This is a genomic window from Rahnella sp. ChDrAdgB13, assembly GCF_017655185.1.
Classification (GTDB): Bacteria; Pseudomonadota; Gammaproteobacteria; order Enterobacterales; family Enterobacteriaceae; genus Rahnella; species Rahnella contaminans.
This window is the reverse complement of the sequence record NZ_JAEMGT010000115.1, coordinates 1-2,327: the sequence shown is the minus strand read 5'-3', so window position 1 is coordinate 2,327 and position 2,327 is coordinate 1. Positions and strand designations below refer to the sequence as shown.

The following is a 2,327-nucleotide window of genomic DNA, read 5'->3' as shown; positions in this document are numbered from 1 at the left end:
CGCTACAGGATCGGGAATGTGGTGATCTGATCCTGATTACGGCCAAAAGTTCGATTTATTCAACAAAGCCTCCTACATGTTCAAACATTCCGACAGAAACGATGCGGTCAAATTTCCTGTCAAGCTCCCTGTAATCCTGGAGCAGAATTTCGACATCAAAACTGGCGCAGCGCACTTCCGCCATTTTTTGCTGTTCAGCTGATATCGTAATCCCTGTGACTTTCGCACCATAATGTTCAGCAGCGTATGCCGCAAGCCCTCCCCAGCCACAACCAATATCCAGCAGACTCATCCCTTTTTCTAACTTCAACTTCTCACAAATCAATTTAAGTTTATTTTGCTGTGCCTGATATAAATTATCTGCGTTTTTCCAGTAACCACAAGAGTATTGCATCCAGGGATCGAGCATCAGACAAAAAAGGTCATTACCAAGATCGTAGTGTTCTTTACCAACTTTCAGGGCTCCTTTTTTTGATTGAAAATTTATGAAGCGGGCCCCGGCTACTCTGATAATATCTTTCAAATTATCCGGTACGCGGGACTGTAAATCTGCATTAATGATTTTAGTAAAAAACACATCAAGTCGCGCACAATCCCACCACCCGTCCATGTAACTCTCACCCAATGCCAGCGATCCCCTTTTTAAAACACGTTTATAGAATTTTGGGTTTTTGACATGAATATCATGCTTCTCGCCCCCGTCAATCTCGATCCCTGCGTCATCAAGGAGCTCGCGGCAGATTCTCTGCCATTCGTTATAGTCCTTAGGTACGATCATATTTTTTTCATTAGCGTGCCTTTTTAATAAAACCCCTAAAATTCATGATTTCTTCTTGCAATTATAAATAAAATCCCTGGATCGCTGTGTTATCTGCTGTATTTCCTTTGTTGTTAATCCCTGCCGATAAAGATGCATAATTTTTTCTTTATCTGACTCGACATTTTTATATCTGTCTGGATGGGACTTTAGTTTCTCCCTCTGAATGTCGACTTTTTGTTGAATAGCGCGCGTAAGACGATTCAAGCTACGCATCGCCTGATCTCTGTCGTGCTTACTTAACTTTGTATTAATCGAAATATCCTGCCAGATTGATATTGCTCTTCGTAAGAGCCCTTTACTTTCCAGAGTACTGGCCTTGAATTTTAATAAATCCACACCATTCATATTTGCAACCTCTTCAATTCAATTAGAATCATTAATCTATTCATTCGCCAAAAATCCCCAACGTATATAGTCATAGACCCAGTTAAAAATTAACGTATAAGGTAAGAAAATAAATATTAACCCTATTTCAACCCAAAATGCCTCCGTCATCGTTAACTCAAGTAAAAACATCGCGACAGGAGTGAGTGAAAGAACAAGTACGGTTTCAAAGATGACGGCATGCAAAACTCTGATCGGGAAGCTTCTCTCAAATAAAAACTGCTTCTGAATCTCATCAAAAATCTTATTGAATACGTAATTCCAGACCGTTGCAGTTAAAGCAGAGATGAATGATAACGTTCCGGACTGTATCAAAGAAACTTTCAGACTGTAGGCGAGGAAAATGGCTATTACAACATTCCCAAGTACTTCGAAAAGAACAGCATGTAAAATCCTTTCCGGCGTACTCTTATTCAACTCCACTTTCATCTCAATGCGCCTCAAATTACACCAATAAATTTCTATTAATACGTTAGCTTGCTGATAACATCGCCACCATTCCAGCCCCAAACGCTAAACCCACTACAGCCGTCACAACCACCACGGTGGTAACAACACCTGTACCGACAGCAGCAGCTGTTTTTCCTTTGGATATTTCTTTACGCTTAAGTGAAACGAGATCCGACAAATTAATCACGAGTCCATCATCACTGATTAATGTTTGTGGTGTTGTTCTTTTCACAGTGAGTGTACCGCTATTTCCGTTACGCAATGAATATTGCACAACATCACCTCCGTACAAAGGTGGATCAATTTTATAATAGGTATAATCAGACGAAGCAGAAAAAGTGTGGACTTGTTGTTGACTCAATTCGAGTGACTTATAGCTTGAACAACCGGACACAGACAGTATTGCAACGATGACAGAAGAAAGTAATAAAGTATGTTTCATAATTTCTCTGATTTAATAAAATGACGTTACCGCATGCAGATAAAGAAAAAATCATTAAAAATGCGGGGAATTAATAGATAAATATATCCAGACGATCGCATTCCCACCACCCGTCTATATAACTTTCACCCAGCCCCAAAAGACCCTGTAGCATAATGCGGGGCTTTGTTGAATAAATCGAACTTTTTGCCGTAATCAGGATCAGATCACCACATTCTCGATCCTGTAGCG

The 2,327-nt window shown here is 40.1% G+C and carries 3 protein-coding genes and 1 pseudogene; all 4 read right to left on the bottom strand.

What is annotated here, in order from left to right; translation table 11 throughout:
• Nucleotides 1-70: 70 nt before the first annotated feature.
• A pseudogene (locus J8X26_RS23440) lies at nucleotides 71-778 on the bottom strand (class I SAM-dependent methyltransferase); the annotation flags it as partial.
• A 42-nt stretch (nucleotides 779-820) separates the two neighbouring features.
• Nucleotides 821-1,165: a hypothetical protein gene (locus tag J8X26_RS23435; protein ID WP_208952108.1), complete on the bottom strand. Its 345-nt coding sequence runs from the start codon at nucleotides 1,163-1,165 to the stop codon at nucleotides 821-823.
• A 36-nt stretch (nucleotides 1,166-1,201) separates the two neighbouring features.
• Nucleotides 1,202-1,633 carry a PACE efflux transporter gene (locus J8X26_RS23430; protein WP_208952107.1) on the bottom strand — a complete coding sequence of 144 codons (432 nt, stop codon included), beginning with the start codon at nucleotides 1,631-1,633 and terminating at the stop codon, nucleotides 1,202-1,204.
• A 43-nt stretch (nucleotides 1,634-1,676) separates the two neighbouring features.
• Nucleotides 1,677-2,096 (bottom strand): hypothetical protein, encoded by a 420-nt coding sequence (locus tag J8X26_RS23425; protein ID WP_152326761.1) that lies wholly within the window; start codon nucleotides 2,094-2,096, stop codon nucleotides 1,677-1,679.
• Nucleotides 2,097-2,327: the final 231 nt, after the last annotated feature.

What these genes read in the sequence shown, in the direction of transcription:
- J8X26_RS23435 (WP_208952108.1), bottom strand. Translation starts at nt 1,165, where the DNA reads ATGAATGGTGTGGATTTATTAAAATTCAAGGCCAGTACTCTGGAAAGT.
- J8X26_RS23425 (WP_152326761.1), bottom strand. Translation starts at nt 2,096, where the DNA reads ATGAAACATACTTTATTACTTTCTTCTGTCATCGTTGCAATACTGTCT.
- J8X26_RS23430 (WP_208952107.1), bottom strand. Translation starts at nt 1,633, where the DNA reads ATGAAAGTGGAGTTGAATAAGAGTACGCCGGAAAGGATTTTACATGCT.